Origin of the sequence: Desulfobulbus rhabdoformis, from assembly GCF_016919065.1 — a bacterium.
Lineage (GTDB): Bacteria > Desulfobacterota > Desulfobulbia > Desulfobulbales > Desulfobulbaceae > Desulfobulbus > Desulfobulbus rhabdoformis.
Genome location: NZ_JAFFQA010000029.1, coordinates 20,568 through 39,384, shown reverse-complemented (window position 1 = coordinate 39,384; position 18,817 = coordinate 20,568). Strand labels below are relative to the sequence as shown.

The window sequence follows — 18,817 nt, the reverse complement described above, 5'->3', positions numbered from 1 at the left end:
GAAAGCCTCTGGCTTGTAAGCGGTCAGGGGGGAGCACCAAAAAAAGACCGGCATTCTCGGATTTGAAAGTGATTGCGGGGTGCCGGAGATGCTGGGCATCGGCCTGTGCAGCGTACACCTGTACGTAAACAGGCCGATAACACCGCAGGTTCGGTGCCCCGTGATCGCTCTCTCTGGCTTTCCAGCAGTTTCCCCTTTAACCTATTGTGCAAAGGAATAGATCATGAGTGTTTATAAGAAAATTATCTTCGTATCCCTCGCCGGACTTATCCTTCTGGGCGTCGTCGCCATGATGCTCTCTTTGCGGTCTTTGCATGAAAGGGGGCACGAGGAAATAGCTTTCGTCCGTTCAATGATGATGGACGAGAAAAAGACTAAGCTGCAGGACCTCGTTCAAAACACCTACGCTATCATTCAGGCACATTATGATTACGCTCACGATCCTGAAAAGGTCGCAGCCGCATATCAGCAGCAACTCCAGAGTATTGTTGATGTTGCCTATGCAACCGTCGAGCAGATTTATGATCGGAGTGACATCGGTGAAGCGGAAAAGCAGCGCCTGGCGGCCCAGGCTGTGGCAGCTATGCGCTACAATGAGAACGACTATCTCTGGATTAACGACATGACACCCAAAATGGTCATGCACCCCTTCAAGCCAGCGTTGAATGGTAAAAACCTGGCCAGTTTTAAAGATCCGAAAGGAAAAAGGTTGTTTGTCGAATTCGTGAATGTCTGCCGTCAAAAAGGAGAGGGGACGGTTGATTATTTCTGGCCCAAACCGGGCCACGATCAACCTGTTGCCAAACTTTCCTATGTTAAGCTTTTCAAACCCTGGAATTGGGTTATCGGTACCGGCGTTTACCTCGAGGCAGCCGAACAACGGTTTATGGCAGATGCCAAAAAGGCGATTGCCCAATTACGTTATGGACGCAAAAACAGTGATTATTTTTGGATCAACGATATGTCCCCCAAGATGATCATGCATCCTGTCAAGCCTGAGCTTGACGGCAAAGATCTCTCGGCTAGTCAAGATCCCAATGGTAAAAAATTGTTTATTGAGATGATCAATATTTGTCGTGATAAAGGCGAGGGTTTTGTCGATTATCTCTGGCCCATGCCCGGCCGTGAAAAACCGGTGCCGAAGCTTTCGTATGTCAAACTTTTCAAACCCTGGGGCTGGATTGTAGGTACTGGAATTTATCTGGACGATGTGGAGGCTGCTGTCACCGCCAAAAAAGAGGAGATTGCAAAGGCCATTGCTGTGCAGCGCAATGAATTATTCCTCCTCCTCGCTCTTGTATTGGTCGCTACTGCCGCCGGAACTGCGTTTGTCAGTAAACGGATTACCCGGCCCATTACCGATGCCAGCACAATGCTCAAGGATATCGCGCAAGGGGAAGGTGACCTGACCGCCAGGATGGTTGCTGATAGCCGTGATGAGGTCGGGGAGATGGCAGGCTGGTTTAATGTGTTCATCGAAAACATCCAGACGATCATAGCAGCGGTCCAGAATAACGTGAGTCAACTGAACGACTCTTCCAATGAATTGAGCACCATTTCGCAGCAAACCTCGGCAGGTGCGAACCAAACATCGGAAAAAGCAAATACTGTGGCGAGCGCCTCGGAGCAGATGAGTGCGAACATGAACAGCGTGGCCGCCGCCATGGAACAGGCTGCCACCAACGTTGGGATGGTGGCTTCAGCGGCCGAGCAAATGACCGCAACGATCGGAGAGATTGCCAAGAACACCGAAAAGGCAAATAGTATCACAGGTTCAGCGGTCACCCAGGCAGACAACGCCTCTACTCAGGTGCATGAGTTGGGAACTGCGGCCCAGGAGATCGGTAAGGTCATCGAAACCATCACTGAGATTTCTGAGCAGGTCAACCTGCTGGCGCTCAATGCAACCATTGAGGCGGCTCGAGCAGGTGAAGCGGGCAAGGGGTTTGCGGTTGTGGCGAACGAGATTAAGGAATTGGCCAGGCAGACAGCCGAAGCAACCGGTGAAATTAAGGTCCAGGTGCAGAGCATCCGCAACTCAACAAACGGTACGGTTGCCGAAATTAATAACATCACCCAGGTCGTCAACGAGGTCAACGAAATCGTGTCGACCATCGCCGAAGCCCTTGAGGAGCAAAGCGTTACCACCAACGAGATTGCCAGTAATGTCTTTCAGGCTGCGCAGGGGATTGAGGAGGTGAATAAAAATGTCGCTCAGAGCTCGAATATGTCCACCGATATTTCTCGTGATATCACTGAAGTAACGTATGCGGCCAAGGAAATTTCCACAGGCAGTGAACATATCAATCTGAGTGCCCGGTCTCTGAGTGAACTAGGCCAACAACTCAACAATATGGTGGGACGTTTCAAGACATGCTGAAGTTCAGTAGCGGCAGAGCAAATCGCATGAGAGAATTTTGAATACTCTTGCTCTTCCAAGCTTTCGGAGTCTACGCACTAACTTCGTTATGCTCAAAGGGGTATGCGTGGACTCCGATATTCTGTGTATACCTGCGTTACCTTTTTTAGCTATCCAATAATCCAAGGCGCTTCACGAGAGCGCTTTGGCAATTTTTTCAGTGCTGAGCTCATTTTCACATTCAAGAAAGATGCGTGCTTTGCAATTTTTGCAGTAAGTCTTATCGAGCCTGGGGTAAATTTCGGCAATGGCTTCCGGTTTTGTCTCAAAGATATTTTCCGCACCGATTTCCAGGAAATACTGTGCCAGGCGAAAATGGCTACAGATTCCTTCCTTGACTCCCAGCATATAGAGGGTGCCGCCGTTTTTGCGTATCTCCTCGGTGAGATGCAACAGGTATTCAGCTCCCGCCATATCAATGAAGTTCATTCCCTCTGCCACAATGAGCAGATTTTTCTGGTCCGGGGACTGCTCGCGAAGTCGTTGTATCGCTTCACGAACATGGTTGACCGCACCAAAGTAGAGTGAACCGTCGATACGCACGATTTTGAGCTGTGGGCATTCCGGCAACTTGGGATCGGTGGTGAAGGGGCGGTAGGGATAGCTCTTATCCGGCACCCGTACCAGGACATGGGGATGTGAGGTCCGATTGAGGTAGATGAGCAGCGAGAGCATGATGCCCAGTAAAATGGCAAACTCAAGCGCTAAGACCAGGGTACCAACAAAGGTCACGGTCAGAATGACTGCCTCGGAAAAACTTGTTCGATAGATTTTAAGAATATGGGGCAGATCAAAGAGGCTCCAGGCTACGACCAGGAGAATGCCCGACATAACGGCGTTGGGCAGGTATGCCGTGAGAGGGGCAACCAGGAGGCCCAGAAGGATGAGGATGCTTCCACCGAATATGGCTGCCATGGGGGTTTTTGCCCCAGCCTGATAGTTGAGTCCACTCCGATTAAATGAGCCAGTGGCCACATACCCGGAGAAAAAACTACCGACAATATTGGAAAGTCCTTGGCCAATGAATTCCTGGTTGCCGTCCAGGTTCTGGCCGGTACGATCGGCCAGTGAGCGGGCAATGGAGACCGCCTCGGTGAGGGCAAAGAGGGTGGTTGCCAGGGCCACCGGAGCCAGCTTGCGGAAAATATCCAGGGTGAAATGGGGGGCGGACAGGGGAGGGAGCGTTGCCGGCAGGGCTCCAACCGTGGCTATCTGCACCGTCTCGGCTCCCAGAAGCCATTGTAGCAGCAGCGCAAAAAAACTGCCAAAGAGCATGGAGGCGATCATGGATGGGAATTTTGGGCAGAGACGGGTGCAGGTGATACCAGCAATGATGGTGACACAGCCCACTGCAAAGGTGTAAGGATTAAGGCCCTCTATGTTGAGGAGAAGGGCGTGGATCGTTTCATGAAAGTGGTGAGTGCGTGGAATGATCAACCCAAGCAAATGTTTGAGTTGGCTGGTTGCAATCAGCAGGGCTGCTCCGGCAGTGAACCCGACAACCACGCTGTGGGAGATGAAGTTGACCAGTGCGCCGAACCGGGCCAGTCCCATAACGAACTGCACCAAGCCCACCATCATGGTCAGTGTCAGCGCCAGCTGCACGTATTCGGGGGTGCCGGGAGGTGCGTGTACGGAAAGCGCAGAATAAAGAACAACTGATGCCGCAGTAGTTGGGCCGGAAACCAGGAGCCAGGAGGAGCCGTACAGTGCGGCGATGATCGCCGGGATCATGCCGGTGTAAAGTCCGTATTCGGGCGGCATGCCAGCGATGGTGGCAAAGGCGACCCCCTGGGGCAAGGCGACGATAGCCCCGGTCAAGCCAGCCAGCAGGTCGGCACGCATGGTGGTTCGCGTTACCTGGCCTTTCCATTTGAGGAAGGGAAAGAGCGTGTCCTTCCAATTTTTTTTGGGAGTGATTCCACATCCCGCCAACCCGTCTTGCATAAGCGTCTCCTCTGCCAGAATGGCCGTGTCTACACCTCAAAAAAGGTTTCCTCTCCTTTGAGGTGTAGCACATTTTGACCAAGCAGCCAAAGAGTCAACTTAGAGGGTGTCTTGAATAATTAGATTTTTCAATCAAGGCCAGATAAGCGCAGACTTCGAGGATTGCGCAAAATTTTACCGCAGGCATATATGTGATATTCCGAGGATAAAATTTTAAGCCTGACGCAGGGATTGGCAGAAAAAGCAATTATTCGAGATGCCCTAGAGATACTTCAGGCGCAGGTTCTTTTTATCAATCTTACCGACACTGGTCTTGTCGATGTTTTCCACTATCTTCACCTTCAACAGCATGGCCTGTTTGGAAAGCAGCCCTTTTTCGATAAAGTTGTTGATATGACTCACCAGCTTGCGAGGCGTAGGGGCTTCTGTTTCCGCTTTGGGGACGACCAGGGCCAGGGGACGTTCTCCCCATTTGTTATCCATCATCCCTATCACCGCCACCTCGGCCACTGCCGGGTGCAGCCCAAGCACATCCTCAAGCTCCAGAGAGCTCAACCATTCGCCACCGGTTTTTATCACATCCTTGATGCGATCTGTAATGGTCACGTAGCGTTCTTCGTCGATATTGGCCACGTCACCCGTATGCAGGTACCCACCCTTCCACAGATTTTCCGAATTGCGCTGGTCTTTGAGATACCCCTGGGTCAGCCAGGGAGCACGGACCACCAACTCTCCCACCTGCTCTCCATCAAAGGGGACATCGTTTAACTCTTCATCCATCAGCCGCATCTGCACCAGAGGGATGGGGCGGCCGGTCTTGCAGCGCAGGGCCAAGTCTTCATCGTCACTCAGGTCGTCCTTGTTCACATGGGCAATGGTGAGGATGGGGCAGGTCTCCGACATGCCGTAACCGGTGAACACATCCGCTCCCGTTGCCAGCACTTTGGCACACATTCCTTTGGTCAGGGCTGAGCCGCCAATTAAGACCTTCCAGTTGCTGAGGTCGGTTTCGGTAAACCTCGGGTGAATGATCAGCATATGCATGACCGTGGGTGCGCAGTGGGAGAAGGTCACTCCCTCGCGGGCAATGAGTTCCAAAATGGGGCCTGGTGCGTATTTCCCGGGGTAGACCTGTTTGACGCCCAGGGAAGTGGCAACATAGGGGAGTCCCCAGGCATGGACATGAAACATGGGCGTCAGAGGCATGTACACATCGCCCTGATGCACGCGCCCCTGGGAGACAGGGGTGCCCAAGGCGGCGAGGTTGCCCAGTGTGTGCAGGACTAACTGGCGGTGGCTGAAATAGACGCCCTTGGGCATACCGGTGGTGCCGGTGGTGTAGAAGGTGGTTGCCCGCGTGTTTTCGTCGAAATCAGCAAAGTCGTAAACGGCGTCGGCCGCTGCCAGTATATCCTCGTATTCACCGGAGAGGGGCAGTGACGTTTTGGGCGTCTCATCCAGGTCGGTGAGGAGTACATATTTTTTAACCGTATCGATGCGGCCTTTGATCTGCTCCAGGATGGGCAGAAACTCGTCATTGATCAGAATGTAATCATCCTCGGCGTGATCAATGGTGTAAAGGATCTGTTCCGGTGAGAGGCGCACATTGATGGTATGGAGAACGGCCCCCAGCATGGGGACGGCAAAGAAACATTCCAGGTAGCGGTGGGAATCCCAATCCATGACCGCAACGGTATCGCCCGGTTTGACACCGAGATCACTGAGGGCATTTGCCAGGCGATGGACTCGACTGCGCATATCCGCATAGGTGTAGCGCATCTGATCGCGGTAGACGATTTCCTGGTGAGGGTTATCGACCGTGGGGGCCAGAAACAGGTTTTTTATCAGAAGAGGATAATCATAGGCCGAGGCAGTGCGTTGGATAAGGGTCGCGGTCATATTCTATTCCTTTGCTATTCGTCAGTGGCGGTTTTGGGGGCAACGCGAACGGCTTGAGGGGGCGAGAGGAAGAAAGCCGTCTGCTTGAAAGCTGGTGGTTGCCAGGTTGAAACCGTTTGTTTGCAAGTGATCGCGAAAGGGATGCGTATCCAGTCACAGGGGGGCCCCATGTACGTGAACTCTTCCCTTGTCGAGGAAGTGATTGCATGGTGCCTTCGACGACAGGCATCGACCTCTGTACCGTGCATGTGTATGGACTATCCGATGGCACGGCAGGTTTGGAAGTCCGTGATCGCTTGCGAGCAGACGGGTGCTCACCAATACTGAACCAGGGGCTGCTTGTCAAACAAATTGGCGAAACGAGTGTGAAAACAGGGGGAGCGCAAGTGCAAGCGGTGCAGGTGGGGGCAATAATGGGGAGAGAGGATGGATTTTATTTCAAATTTGTATTTTTACTATGCTTTGCAATACGTAATTGTTTTGTTTTTCTGACTTTGTCCTCTCCCTTCCTCTGCGGCTCCAGGAGGAAAGACTCACTTTGGACCTGTGTTCAGGTAGTTATTTAAAAAAGATAGAGTTGGCACGCCTTTTGGAAAAAGTAGGAAGAATTAGTTAAAAGTTCATAATAAAAAGAACGGAGGGAGACGAATGAAGTTTGGATATAAATTCCTGATTGGTGCATTCATGCTTGTGATGATTTCCTGTAACATCCATGCGGAAACATTGAAGATTGGCTACAGCGACTGGCCCGGTTGGGTGGCCTGGGATATTGCCCAGCGCAAGGGATTTTTCAAGAAACATGGGGTCGAGGTTGAGCTGAAATGGTTTGAGTATGTTGCCTCCATGGATGCCTTTGCCGCTGGCAAAGTAGACGCAGTGTGTGTGGCCAATGGGGATGCGCTGGTGCTTTCCGCATCCGGTGCCAAAAATATCATGGTTTTGGTCAATGATTACAGCAACGGCAATGACAAGATCGTGGCCAAGCCCGGTATAACCTCCGTCAAAGAGCTCAAGGGGAAAAAGATCGGGGTTGAGCTTGGTGTTGTCAGTCATCTGCTCTTGATCAACGCCCTTCAGGAAAACGGAATGACCGATAAGGATGTCACGCTGGTCAACGTTCCCACCCACCAGACCGCCCAGGTACTGGCTTCCGGTGATGTCGATGCCATTGTTGCCTGGCAGCCCAACTCCGGTCAGGCGCTCAAGTTTGTTCCCGGGTCCACTGCCGTCTATACCAGTGCCAACGCGCCTGGCCTCATCTACGATACCTTGACGGTTTCTCCCTTCTCCCTGATGAAGAACCGCGACGAGTGGCAGAAGGTGGTTGCCGCCTGGTACGACGTGGTTGCCTATATGCAGGACCCGGCCAATGAAAAAGAGATGCTTGAAATCCTCTCGTCCCGCGTTGATCTCAAACCCGAGGAATACAAACCCTTTCTCCAGGGAACAAAAATTCTTTCTCTGCCCGAGTCCCTGACCGTCTTGCAGAAAGGTACCGATCTATCAAGCCTCTATGGTTCCAGCGAGAACGTGAACACCTTTTTTGTCGCCAATAAAGTCTATACCGAGCCGGTCAAGGTCAAGAGAACCATCGACAGCTCCTTCACCAAAGCGCTTTCCAAGTAAGTACAGGGAAAAGGAATTTACCATGTCCTGGTTTGTCATTCAGAAAGATCTGCCGCCGCGCAAGAGGGCAGTGCTCATACTGCTCTCCTTTGTGTTGCCTATAGTCCTCTGGTCGCTGGTCAGTTATGTGCCCGTTGTTTGGCACCCGATGATGGAAGTGACCGACCCCGGCGACAGCCCCTATCTGGAGCAGGGCCAGTTAATTAAGCGCGATATCTTTGACCAGGAGAACAAACGGCTGCTGGAAAACGGCGATGCGCCCATTGCGGGTTTTCGGGCGAATCCCGTGTATCTACCAGCCCCCCATGAGGTACTGGTCGCGGTCTATACAGCCTTTAAAACCCCGCCACGCAGACCAAGCGAGCCCTGGCTCCACCAGAGTCTGGCCCACAGCATTCGGGTGGTCTTTTACGGGTTTTTCCTTTCCTCTGTGATCGGTGTTCCCCTGGGGATCTTTTGCGGTGTGTTTAGTTTTTTTTCCAAGCTGTTCGAACCCTTTTTCGAGTTTTTCCGCTACATGCCGGCGCCGGTTTTCGGCGCCCTGGCTGTGGCTATCCTTGGGATCAACGACGGTCCCAAGATTGCGATCATCTTTATCGGCACCTTTTTTCAGCAGGTTCTGGTGATTGCCAATACCACCCGGCAGATGGATCCTTCTCTTTTAGAGGCCGCCCAGACTCTGGGGGCCAAGGGGCCGACCCTACTGCGTAAGGTGGTTTTGCCTGCCGTCGCGCCTACGGTTTTTCTGGATATGCGTATCCTTTTGGGCTGGGCCTGGACCTACCTGATCGTGGCCGAGGTGATCGGGACCAGCACGGGCATCACCTGGTTTATTACCCAGCAGGCCAAGTACCTGGTGTACGAGAATGTCTATGCTGCCATCCTCCTGATCGGGGTGATTGGCCTGGGCACGGATATGCTGCTCGCCTGGCTTGGCCGGAACCTCTTTGTCTGGAGTGGTGGCAAGCGGGGCCCTTTCTTCCAGTTCCTTCATGAACTGGTCACCGGCCCCTGGGATGAGCCCTTTACCTTTGTCCAAAAGAGAAGAGAACGCAATGCATGCAATTGAACTGCCCAGTTACAAAGAACAGAGCCCCAAGGTCGCTGAGCGGTTTGCCCGCCTCAAGCAGCGCGAGGTGATCATGGAAGCTGAGGGGATCAGCCGAATCTTTTCCTCGGAAAAAGAGGAGATCACTGCGCTTTCCGATGTCTCTTTCAAGGCGTATCGCCGGGAATTCCTCTCGGTGATCGGTCCCTCGGGATGCGGCAAGTCCACCCTGATCCGCATCCTTTCCGGGTTGGATCAGGCCACCTCCGGGCAGGTTCTTCTGGATGGTAAGCCGGTGGCCGAGCCAGGCCCGGAGCGGGGGATGGTCTTTCAGGGCTACACCCTCTTCCCCTGGTTGAGTGTGAAAAAGAACGTCATGTTTGGGCTTGAGGTTGCCGGATTAAGCAGGGCCACGGCCGAGTCCGAAGCCATGCAGTGGATTGATATGGTTGGACTGGCTGATTTTGCCTCCCATTATCCGGCCCAGCTCTCCGGGGGCATGAAACAGCGGGTGGCCATCGCCCGCGCCCTTGCCAACCAGCCCAGAGTGCTGTTGATGGATGAACCCTTTGGAGCCCTGGATGCCCAGACCCGGGCCAAGATGCAGTCGTATCTGATGCAGATCTGGCGCAATGTCGATATCACCATCATCTTCATTACCCACGATCTGGATGAGGCCGTCTATCTCTCGGACCGTATTCTGGTACTGGATGCTCATCCCGGGCGGGTACGAGAGATGGTGGAGGTGCCGGTTGAGCAGCCGCGTTCACCAGCTCAGCATTTAAACCCGGAGTTTCTGGCCACCAAAAATCATATTGAGGAACTGATTCATCCACCCAGCGAAGAGGAAGAAAACTTGCCCATGATTCGTATGACCACGGTGCAGGACGAGATCTTCTAACCAAGAGCCAGAATCATGAAACGTAAAAACAACAAATCTGACAAGGTGCAGCGCATATCTGTCTCGCTGCCCGATAGCCTGATCCGTGAACTGGATCAGCTGGTGGAGGCTGGCGTCTACGGCAACCGCAGCCAGGCTGTCACCCAGATGGCGCGTAATAGCCTGCTTGAGGTCCAACGGCAAGACGATGCCCAGGTTATGGCCGGGACCATCACCCTGGTCTATGACGAATCCCGTCCCACCCTGCGGTCGCAGTTGGTCCAGATCCAGCGCAAACATATCGATACGGTGATCTCCTCGCTCAATGTGCTGTTGGAGAATCACCATTCCCTTGAGGTACTCCAGGTGCAAGGCCCGGTTTGTACTCTCAATACAATAGTTGAAGAAATTCGTGCCTGTAAGGGGGTGGAGAGCTGCAAGGTCGCGCTCACAACCACGATTATGCCCCCTATTCATGGGCCGAAAGGAGAAGAATAATGAGTGCAACAGAGAGACAAACAATACGCTATGAAAAGGTCGTGGCCGGTGGCTGGAACTGGTCCCATATCGTTAAACGGGGCACTATCCTGCGTATCGAGGATATCGAGGGTGGAGCCAATGTTGCGGCACTGTTCTACAACGGGGCCAACACCACCGAGCGGTACAACATGGGCGATACGCTCAAGATTCAGCACATCTCCTTTTTGAAACAGGGACAGTGCATCTATTCGGATATGGGGCGCATTCTCATGTCGCTGGTGGAGGAGGATTTGGGCTGGCACGATGTGATCTGTGGGGTTTCTGATGCAGCGCTTATTGCCAAACGTTTTGGGGATAAGCCCTACCAGGAGGCGCAGAACGATTTCTACCGCAACGGTTATGATTCGCTTTTGATCGAGCTTGCCAAGCATGGCCTGGGGCGGCGTGATTTTACCGAGACCATCAATTTTTTCAGTAAGGTCGCCGTGGATGACGAGGGGAACCTGGGTTTTGTCGAAAACCATTCCAAGGCTGGTGCCTTTGTCGAGTTGCGTGCCGAGATGGATACCCTGGTGGTGCTCGATACCGGCATGCATTCCCTCAATCCGGCATCGAACTATCTGCGTAAACCTGTTCGCCTGACGATTCGGCCTGCAGAGCCTGTACAGGAAGATGACCCCTGTCGGTTGTTTTGCCCGGAAAACGAGCGCGGTTTTATCAATACTGCGGATTATTTTTGTTAATTGTGCGGGGGAAGGAACGAAATCATGCAACAGACATTACAGCCAAGCACCCTGAAACCAGAGCAGGCCACCTCGATTCATCCCATTGCCGCTGGCGAGGGCTGGATGCACATTGTCAAAAAAGGGGAGGTGTTCCGTATCACTGACCTGCACGGCAACCAGGCGGTGGATACCATCTTTTTTAACGCCGAGCGCATTGAGGAACGGTACAACGCGGCCAACACCATGCGCGAGCAGGGCAACGTTTATATCACCACCGGTAGCGAGATTCGCTCCAATGATAACAATGTGCTCCTGACCGTGGTGGCAGATACCTGTGGCCGCCACGACACTCTGGGCAGCGCCTGTTCCTGCGAGAGTAACACAGCCCGGTATGCCTTAGAGAAGCGGTACATGCATTCTTGCCGTGATATCTTTTTAAAAGCACTGCTGGACTGGGGGCAGGGCATGGATAAACGGGATCAGGTCTGCAATATCAATTTTTTCATGAACGTTCCGGTCAACCCGGAGGGCGGCTCAAATTTTGAAGACGGTATCTCCGAGGCCAACAAATACGTCGAGCTGCGGGCGGAGATGGATGTGATCGTGCTCATCTCCAACTGTCCGCAACTCAATAACCCCTGCAATGCCTACAACCCAACCCCGGTTGAGGTGCGTATCTGGTCAAAATAATATCTGATTGTCCCCATTGCCCACGTACAATCTCCCCTGATCAGAGCTGTAGGAGCGGGCCATGCCCGCGACAAAGGTGGTGCACCAAGAGCTGCACACGATAGAAAAAGGAAAGAAACAATGTTTACCAAGGTCCTCGTTGCCAACCGCGGAGAAATCGCCTGCCGCATTCTCCGTACCCTCCGTGTTATGAATATATCTTCTGTTGCGGTCTATTCAGAAGTCGATGACCATGCTCGCCATGTACTCATGGCTGACGAGGCCTATCTGCTCGGTCCGGCACCGGCGAGTCAAAGTTATCTCGATGGGGAGAAGATCCTGGCCATTGCTCAAGAATGTGGGGCTGAGGCCATTCACCCCGGGTATGGTTTTTTGAGCGAAAATGCCGAGTTCAGCCGTCGCTGTGAAGAGGCGGGGATTGTCTTTATCGGGCCTACATCAACGCAGATGGTTGACTTTGGCCTAAAACATCGGGCCCGTGAGTTGGCGGAGAGCTTTGCCGTTCCCCTCTTGCCTGGCTCCTCACTGCTTGGTTCCGCCGAAGAGGCCGTAAACGAGGCAAAGAGGATCGGTTACCCGGTCATGCTCAAATCCAGCGCCGGTGGCGGTGGTATCGGTATGGCGCTCTGTGAGAGTGATGCAGACCTGACGGAGTCCTTTGATCGTATTCGTAGGCTCTCGGAAAACAACTTCAGCGATACCTCCATCTACCTGGAAAAGTTTATCACGCATGCCCGCCATATCGAGGTGCAGATCTTTGGCGATGGCAAGGGCAGGGCGCTGGTGCTGGGCGATCGGGACTGCTCGGTGCAGCGCCGTAATCAGAAGGTGGTCGAAGAAACTCCCGCACCTGGACTTGCCTCTGCGCTGCGCACAGATTTGCACCAGACGGCCCAGCGTCTGGCAGAAGGTGTGCAGTATAGGTCCGCTGGGACAGTGGAGTTCGTGTACGATGCCGATGCTGCCCAGTTCTACTTTCTGGAGGTCAATACTCGGCTGCAAGTGGAACACTGCGTAACAGAGGAAGCTTTTGGAGTGGATCTGGTCCGATGGATGGTTGAGCTGGCCGCAGGTGAACTCCCGGATTTTGCTGCCGCCAACGAACAGCCGCAGGGCGCCTCCATCGAGGTACGTATCTATGCGGAAGATCCAGGCAAAAATTATCAGCCCAGCTCAGGTGTATGCACAGAGGTGGTTTTTCCCGAGAATGTTCGCCTGGAAAGCTGGATTGTTCGCGGTACCGAGGTCAGTGCCTACTATGATCCGCTGCTGGCGAAGTTGGTCGTCAAGGGCGAAGATCGCAGCGCTGCGGTCAAGGCTTTGCAAACCGCTTTAAGTCAGTGCAAAATTGCAGGTTTGGAAACAAACCTCCTGCTCCTGCAGCAGATCGCCGCTTTGCCTGAATTTGTCAGCGGGGCGTATACCACCCGCGTGCTGAATGGACTGATCTATTCGGCGCCGACCATCGCGGTTGAAGTTCCTGGCATGCAGACCACCATTCAGGATTATCCTGGGCGGCAGGGATACTGGGCGGTTGGAGTGCCTCCCTCAGGCCCCATGGACAGTCTTAACCATAGACTGGCCAACCGCATCGTCGGTAACGGTGAAGAGGCGGCGACCTTGGAGATGACCGTTCAGGGACCAACACTGAGCTTTAATACGGATGCCTTGATAGCACTTGCTGGCGCGGATATGCAGGCCCGGCTTGATGGGCAACCTGTGGAGCGGTTCCAGCCCATATCGGTTACGGCTGGGGCGGTGCTCAGTCTTGGTGTCAGCCAGGCTGGACAGCGGGGCTACCTGGCGGTGCGCGGCGGTTTTGATGTGCCCGAATATATGGGCAGCCGATCCACCTTTACTCTGGGACAGTTTGGTGGGCATGGGGGGCGTAGCCTCAAAACCGGTGATGTGCTCCGTATTGGCAACAGTGTCGAGCGTGAACCACAGGCCTTGCCGCTGGAGGGCCAGCCTGTTTTTCCCACCACCTGGGAGATCGGGGTACTCTACGGTCCCCATGGATCCCCGGATTTTTTTACCGATGAGGACATGACCACCTTCTTTGCCACCGACTGGGAGGTGCATTACAACTCCTCCCGGACCGGCGTGCGTTTGATCGGTCCCAGCCCCCAGTGGGCCCGCTCCGACGGGGGCGAGGCAGGGCTGCACCCGTCCAATATCCATGATAACGCCTATGCCATCGGTGCGGTGGATTTCACCGGTGATATGCCGGTCATTCTTGGGCCGGACGGCCCCAGTCTCGGTGGATTTGTCTGCCCGGTAACCGTGGTCCAGGCGGAACTCTGGAAGGTGGGCCAGCTGCGTCCCGGAGATCGGATTTGCTTTAAACGGATCACATTACAACGAGCAGAAGAGCTGGAAGCCCAGCAGGAAAGCTTCATTCACAATTTGATGCAGCAGGAATCCCTGGGGGTGAACGATCTGGCAGGAGGTGAAGAACCGGCTATCCTGGCAGAGGCTCATCACCATGGCGACCGTGTCCTCTATCGGCGCGCAGGAGATAAATATCTACTGCTTGAATACGGTGCCCTTGAACTGGATCTGCGCCTGCGCCTGCACGTACATGCGCTCATGTTGGCCCTGGAAAAAAGACAGATACCCGGTATTATCGACATCACGCCTGGCATTCGTTCGTTGCAGCTTCATTATGATAACCGTTTGCTGGCACTGGGCGAACTGCTGCAGCTTTTGGAGGAGCTGGAAGAGGAGATTACCGGTTTTGAGCAATGGGATATTCCGGCGCGGGTGGTTTCACTTCCCCTAAGCTGGGATGATCCCGCAACCCATACAGCTATCGACAAATACATGCAGTCGGTGCGACCGGATGCACCTTGGTGCCCTTCAAATATTGAGTTCATCCGTCGTATTAACGGCTTGGATTCCACCGAGGAAGTCAAGGAGACGCTCTTTAACGCAAGCTACCTGGTTATGGGATTGGGCGATGTCTACCTGGGCGCACCGGTGGCCACGCCCCTTGATCCGCGTCACCGGCTGGTCACCACCAAGTACAATCCGGCCCGGACCTGGACTCCTGAGAACGCCGTTGGGATTGGTGGGGCCTACCTCTGTGTCTATGGCATGGAGGGGCCAGGAGGCTACCAGTTTGTCGGGCGGACGGTGCAGATGTGGAATCGATACAATACCACCCGTGAGTTTGAACCGGACAAACCCTGGTTGCTGCGATTTTTTGATCAGATAAGGTTCTACCCGGTCAGCCACGAGGAGTTGATGCAAATGCGCCACGATTTTCCTCATGGAGCGGCAGGCCTCAAAATTGAGGAGACCAGTTTTAACCTGAGCCAGTATCAGAGTTTTCTTGCGGCCAACGAGGAGGCTATTGCTGCTTTTAAAAAACGGCAGCAGGATGCCTTTGAGGCCGAGCGCCAGGCCTGGATTGCCAACGGCCAGCTCAACTTCCACTCAGAGGACCCACTGGAGAGTGAGCCCGAAGAAAGTGTGGCCCTGCTTGAGGGGTGTGCACCGGTGGTCAGCCCGGTGGCGGGAAGTTTATGGAAGTTGCAGGTAGAGGCTGAAACCGCTGTACAGGCGGGCGACACCATCGCCATTGTCGAGTGCATGAAGATGGAGATCAGCCTCAAGGCCCACTGTAGTGGCATCGTCAAGCAGATTCTTTGCGCAGAAGGGGAGCGGGTAGCCGCCGGACAGTGTCTGGCCAGTCTTCTGCCCGAGGAGGTCTGAACCATGCAACTTGATATCGCCTATCTTCAGAGCTGTTATCGCAAAGGTTCGCTGACGCCCACGCAGCTGATTGCGGAGCTTCGTGCGGCATGCCAAAAGGCCGATCCGACTATCTGGATTTATCTGCTAACAGAAGAAGAACTGACTCCCTACCTGGAACGGCTTGCTCGAGCCACGATGGAGGAACTGCCTCTCTACGGGATCCCCTTTGCCATCAAAGACAATATTGATTTCGCTGGTGTCCCCACCACGGCTGCCTGCCCGGAGTACAGTTATCTGCCGCAGCAGTCTGCCACAGTTGTTCAACTGCTTGTTGATGCCGGGGCCATCCCCCTGGGCAAGACCAACCTGGATCAGTTCGCCACCGGGCTGGTGGGGACGCGTTCACCCTACGGAGGTTGTACAAACAGCTTTGATCCGGATTATATCTCCGGTGGGTCCAGCTCCGGTTCTGCCGTGGCTGTGGCCAAGGGGCTCTGCAGCTTCGCGCTGGGCACAGATACCGCTGGCTCCGGGCGGGTTCCCGCCGCCTTTAATAATCTCATTGGGCTCAAACCTTCCAAAGGGCTTATCAGTACCCAAGGGGTGGTGCCCGCCTGCCGTAGCCTGGATTGTGTATCCATCTTTGCTCTCTGCACGGGTGATGCCGAGACTGTATTGCAGGTGGCTGCCCAGCCCGATGCGGGAGATCCCTATTCGCGCCAGATCACACACAGTAGTGGGAAATATTCAGGGAAGGAGAGCTGTATCTTCGGGGTACCTCAAGAAGATCAACTCCAGTTCTTTGGTAATGCGACCTATGAACAAGCCTATCACCAGGCTGTTGCCCGGCTGGAAGCAATCGGGGGAAGCAAGCGGGTGATTGACCTGCAACCCTTCCTTGATGCTGCCAAACTTCTCTACGAAGGCCCCTGGGTGGCAGAGCGAACCGCAGCAGTGGGTGGCTTTCTTGCCGATCATCCAGAGGCTGGCTACCCGGTCACGCGGAAAATCATCTGCGAGAGTAACACCTTCAGCGCGGTGGACTGCTTTCAGGCCCAGTACAGGTTGCAGGCTTTCAAGGCGACCACTGATAGAGTCTTAAACCAGCTCGATTGCTTGGTTCTGCCCACAGCCGGAACCTGCTACACTATCAAAGAGGTGGAGGAAAACCCGATTGCACTCAACTCAAACCTGGGGACCTACACCAACTTTATGAATCTGCTGGATTACTGCGGTATTGCCGTCCCCACGGCCCTGACAGAGTCTGTACCCTTTGGAGTGACCCTGGTCGGAGAAGCTTTCGGTGAAGAGCGACTATTGGCACTAGCTGCGAGACTCCATGAGGCCTCCAATCTCCCCATGGGAACAGGCTGGGCCTTGCCCCCCCAATACCGCGCTGTTGAAGCAAGCGACCGAACCCTGTTGATGGTCTGCGGTGCGCACCTGCAAGGGTTACCTCTGCATTTTCAACTGGAAGAGCTGAATGCTTACCTTGTTGAGCGCACAACTACTGCCCCTAACTATCGGATGTTTGCCCTGGAGACGCAGCCACCCAAGCCCGGTCTTGTTCGGGATACTGGGCAAGGGGCTGCCATTGAGGTGGAAGTCTACTCTATTCCGCTTGAAAACCTTGGCCCTTTTGTTGCCCAGATTCCCCATCCATTGGGAATCGGGAAAGTAGAACTGGACAACCGTACATGGGTAACCGGCTTTATTGCCGAGCCTGTGGTCATGGAAGAGGGGAGGGAGATCACTGAACTCGGGGGCTGGCGAAAATATCTGGCAACCAAATGAGAAGAAAGTGAAGCGATTTTTTGTCCCCCCCCCCTGAATTCGTGAGCGTCCAGGGGGAAGCTAGCTGCAGAGGGGCAGGTTTAACCTTGTTTACGTTTGATCATCTCTTCAGCCTCCGGCATGGAGTGCGCCATCACTGCTCCCGCAAATCCTGTCAGCCCAATGGCGATTATTGCTGTATGAGTGCCCAGGTGTTGCGCAACAACACCAAGAATGCCTGTCGCAAGAGCCAGTACTCCAATGACACTGTTGCTAAACGCCGTAAAAGTCGCCCGATCAGCCTGTGGTGTGGCATCAACCAGATATGTCTTTCGTCCAAGACGTACACCCGATTCAGCAAGGCCAACCATGAGAAAGGCCAGTGCCACAAGGGCGAAGGAGAAGGTGTCATTCGGGACCAATGTGGCGGAGAGGGCCGTGACTGCGGCAAGAAAAGTTATCATCCCACTGTACATCATCACTGTTTTACTGGTCCTGTCAGCCAGTTTCCCCCAAAAGGGGCTGCTAATCAGTTGGGAGACGCCAATGCTCGTGATAAAAAGGCCCACCGAACCGGCAGTGCTGGGAATGCGCTCATGGGCGAAGAGTACATAATAAGGGATAGCAACTTCGGCAAAGAGCAACATGGCCCGAACGTATAAATACGTTCGAAATCCTTGATACTGCCTGAAATGTTGTGCACCCGCACCTGCCTCTTGTATGGCATTGCGCCCCCCCTCGGTTGCTCCCGGTTGTTCCCTGATGGCGACAAAGGCCATGGCTGAACAGAACCAGAGCAGTGCACCAAGCCCTATCAGCCCGTAAATTATGTGACTCTCTGTTGTCTCCGGCTTGCCAATGACAATACCCGCCATAATGGTCAGTATTCCACCAACCAGTGCCCTCGCCGAAAGCAGGGCCCCTCTTTTTCCCTTATCAATGGTTTTTCCAAGAACATCCTGAAAGGCTATGGATGCCGTACCACTGGCAGTGCTGAACAGCGCGAGTAAACCGAGGATGGCGAGTGCTGCCGCGAGGGGACTCAGGTAGATACCTGCTGGAATCATCAAAAGGAGGCAAAGCGTTTGCAATATGCCTGCACCTGTCCAGACATATTTCCGTAAAGAAAGAGTCCGTATGTATCCGGCTGCAATGATTTGGGGTAAAAGGGAAAAGGCCTGTTTGATCGGTAGGGCCAAACCCATTGCCCCAATAGGGGCTCCCGTCATTTGCAGCAGCCAGGGAATGACTATATTAGGGCCTGCGACCTGCTCGGCCAGTTTTGAGAACGAACCATTGAGCAGGTTCAGGCGGAAATTGACTTTTGAATGGTAACAGGCTGATGCCGGGATGTCTTTGCAGGCCCTGTCCAGGCTGTCGTCACCAGTGAGTATCCCTCTGATATCAGTGTTCATGTATGTACCTGCTTTCTTCCTCAATACTGCCGTGCTTGGTTGGAGCTGTGAAATAATTCCAATCCCCGAAGTCAGCGTTTATCTGATCTCGATTGAAAAATCTATTTTTTCACTACATACTTGATAGAGAGCGTCATCCGATCTGTTGAGGATGAACTCTGTAGTACATATTGATCCAGGCGCGAGGAATTTTTTTCGTGCCTCTGACTGTCTGGC

General features: G+C 53.8%; 12 protein-coding genes. 9 read left to right on the top strand and 3 right to left on the bottom strand.

Annotation, left to right across the window (positions count from 1 at the left end; all coding sequences use genetic code 11):
• The first annotated feature begins 223 nt into the window (after positions 1–223).
• Complete coding sequence (locus JWJ90_RS15105) at positions 224–2,380, top strand: methyl-accepting chemotaxis protein (RefSeq protein ID WP_205228071.1); 2,157 nt, start codon at positions 224–226, stop codon at positions 2,378–2,380.
• 171 nt (positions 2,381–2,551) lie between these two features.
• On the opposite strand, the gene JWJ90_RS15100 is transcribed toward JWJ90_RS15105, so the two are convergent.
• Together JWJ90_RS15100 and JWJ90_RS15095 are read right to left on the bottom strand one after the other, a co-directional pair.
• Positions 2,552–4,366, bottom strand: coding sequence for a SulP family inorganic anion transporter (locus tag JWJ90_RS15100; RefSeq protein ID WP_205228070.1), 1,815 nt, complete (start codon positions 4,364–4,366; stop codon positions 2,552–2,554).
• A 261-nt stretch (positions 4,367–4,627) separates the two neighbouring features.
• A complete protein-coding gene (locus JWJ90_RS15095) occupies positions 4,628–6,265 on the bottom strand; it encodes a fatty acid--CoA ligase (RefSeq protein WP_205228069.1) in 1,638 nt (545 codons plus the stop codon).
• A 648-nt stretch (positions 6,266–6,913) separates the two neighbouring features.
• On the opposite strand from JWJ90_RS15095, the gene JWJ90_RS15090 reads away from it, so the two are divergent.
• From JWJ90_RS15090 to atzF, 8 genes are all read left to right on the top strand, one after another.
• Positions 6,914–7,891: an ABC transporter substrate-binding protein gene (locus JWJ90_RS15090; protein ID WP_205228068.1), complete on the top strand. Its 978-nt coding sequence runs from the start codon at positions 6,914–6,916 to the stop codon at positions 7,889–7,891.
• A gap of 22 nt (positions 7,892–7,913) precedes the next feature.
• Entirely contained in the window at positions 7,914–8,960 is a 1,047-nt protein-coding gene (locus JWJ90_RS15085) for an ABC transporter permease (RefSeq protein ID WP_205228067.1), read from the top strand.
• Positions 8,947–9,840 carry an ABC transporter ATP-binding protein gene (locus JWJ90_RS15080; protein WP_205228066.1) on the top strand — a complete coding sequence of 298 codons (894 nt, stop codon included), beginning with the start codon at positions 8,947–8,949 and terminating at the stop codon, positions 9,838–9,840. Before JWJ90_RS15085 ends, JWJ90_RS15080 begins: the two co-directional genes overlap by 14 nt.
• A gap of 15 nt (positions 9,841–9,855) precedes the next feature.
• Positions 9,856–10,317 (top strand): nickel-responsive transcriptional regulator NikR, encoded by a 462-nt coding sequence (gene nikR / locus JWJ90_RS15075; protein ID WP_205228065.1) that lies wholly within the window; start codon positions 9,856–9,858, stop codon positions 10,315–10,317.
• The gene (locus tag JWJ90_RS15070; protein ID WP_205228064.1) at positions 10,317–11,042 is read left to right on the top strand and encodes an urea amidolyase associated protein UAAP1; all 726 of its coding nucleotides are present in this window, start codon (positions 10,317–10,319) and stop codon (positions 11,040–11,042) included. Before nikR ends, JWJ90_RS15070 begins: the two co-directional genes overlap by 1 nt.
• Before the next feature lie 24 nt (positions 11,043–11,066).
• A complete protein-coding gene (locus tag JWJ90_RS15065; protein WP_205228063.1) occupies positions 11,067–11,714 on the top strand; it encodes an urea amidolyase associated protein UAAP2 in 648 nt (215 codons plus the stop codon).
• 120 nt (positions 11,715–11,834) lie between these two features.
• Positions 11,835–15,431, top strand: coding sequence for an urea carboxylase (gene uca, locus JWJ90_RS15060; protein WP_205228062.1), 3,597 nt, complete (start codon positions 11,835–11,837; stop codon positions 15,429–15,431).
• A gap of 3 nt (positions 15,432–15,434) precedes the next feature.
• The gene (gene atzF / locus JWJ90_RS15055; protein WP_205228061.1) at positions 15,435–17,207 is read left to right on the top strand and encodes an allophanate hydrolase; all 1,773 of its coding nucleotides are present in this window, start codon (positions 15,435–15,437) and stop codon (positions 17,205–17,207) included.
• 80 nt (positions 17,208–17,287) lie between these two features.
• On the opposite strand, the gene JWJ90_RS15050 is transcribed toward atzF, so the two are convergent.
• Positions 17,288–18,601, bottom strand: coding sequence for an MFS transporter (locus JWJ90_RS15050; protein WP_205228060.1), 1,314 nt, complete (start codon positions 18,599–18,601; stop codon positions 17,288–17,290).
• Between the last annotated feature and the right edge of the window lie 216 nt (positions 18,602–18,817).

What these genes read in the sequence shown, in the direction of transcription:
- JWJ90_RS15080 (WP_205228066.1), top strand. Translation starts at nt 8,947, where the DNA reads ATGCATGCAATTGAACTGCCCAGTTACAAAGAACAGAGCCCCAAGGTC.
- JWJ90_RS15090 (WP_205228068.1), top strand. Translation starts at nt 6,914, where the DNA reads ATGAAGTTTGGATATAAATTCCTGATTGGTGCATTCATGCTTGTGATG.
- JWJ90_RS15070 (WP_205228064.1), top strand. Translation starts at nt 10,317, where the DNA reads ATGAGTGCAACAGAGAGACAAACAATACGCTATGAAAAGGTCGTGGCC.
- JWJ90_RS15050 (WP_205228060.1), bottom strand. Translation starts at nt 18,601, where the DNA reads ATGAACACTGATATCAGAGGGATACTCACTGGTGACGACAGCCTGGAC.
- JWJ90_RS15085 (WP_205228067.1), top strand. Translation starts at nt 7,914, where the DNA reads ATGTCCTGGTTTGTCATTCAGAAAGATCTGCCGCCGCGCAAGAGGGCA.
- JWJ90_RS15065 (WP_205228063.1), top strand. Translation starts at nt 11,067, where the DNA reads ATGCAACAGACATTACAGCCAAGCACCCTGAAACCAGAGCAGGCCACC.
- JWJ90_RS15105 (WP_205228071.1), top strand. Translation starts at nt 224, where the DNA reads ATGAGTGTTTATAAGAAAATTATCTTCGTATCCCTCGCCGGACTTATC.
- nikR (WP_205228065.1), top strand. Translation starts at nt 9,856, where the DNA reads ATGAAACGTAAAAACAACAAATCTGACAAGGTGCAGCGCATATCTGTC.
- atzF (WP_205228061.1), top strand. Translation starts at nt 15,435, where the DNA reads ATGCAACTTGATATCGCCTATCTTCAGAGCTGTTATCGCAAAGGTTCG.
- uca (WP_205228062.1), top strand. Translation starts at nt 11,835, where the DNA reads ATGTTTACCAAGGTCCTCGTTGCCAACCGCGGAGAAATCGCCTGCCGC.
- JWJ90_RS15095 (WP_205228069.1), bottom strand. Translation starts at nt 6,265, where the DNA reads ATGACCGCGACCCTTATCCAACGCACTGCCTCGGCCTATGATTATCCT.
- JWJ90_RS15100 (WP_205228070.1), bottom strand. Translation starts at nt 4,366, where the DNA reads ATGCAAGACGGGTTGGCGGGATGTGGAATCACTCCCAAAAAAAATTGG.